Below are 264 nucleotides of genomic sequence, written 5' to 3'. Positions count from 1 at the left end.
ACCTAGTGCCTCTTTCTTCAGACGTTCTGCACGACCTGTCGCTTTCGGCAAGATTTCATTCTTGTAAGCTTCTGCTTCACGAATGAAACGCTCCTCATCCTCACGCGCTGCGATAGCGTCATCGAATGAGTCTTTAACTTGCTCTGGTGGACGTGCTGATTGGAAGTTGACGTCAACAACAAGGATACCCATGTCGTAGCCATCAATGATTTCATTCAGAGTCTCTTGAGTACTTTGACGAATTTGCTGACGACCACTTGTCAG

General features: G+C 47.0%; 1 protein-coding gene. It reads right to left on the bottom strand.

The annotated features are described in order from the left end of the window. A partial coding sequence (locus AB4585_RS28920; RefSeq protein WP_372172228.1) for an SPFH domain-containing protein occupies positions 1-264 on the bottom strand: 264 nt, incomplete at both ends.

This window comes from Vibrio sp. 10N.222.49.C9, assembly GCF_041474985.1.
Taxonomy (GTDB): Bacteria; Pseudomonadota; Gammaproteobacteria; order Enterobacterales; family Vibrionaceae; genus Vibrio; species Vibrio crassostreae_C.
The sequence above is the reverse complement of the archived record's forward strand: the minus strand, read 5'-3'. Positions and strand labels throughout refer to the sequence as shown.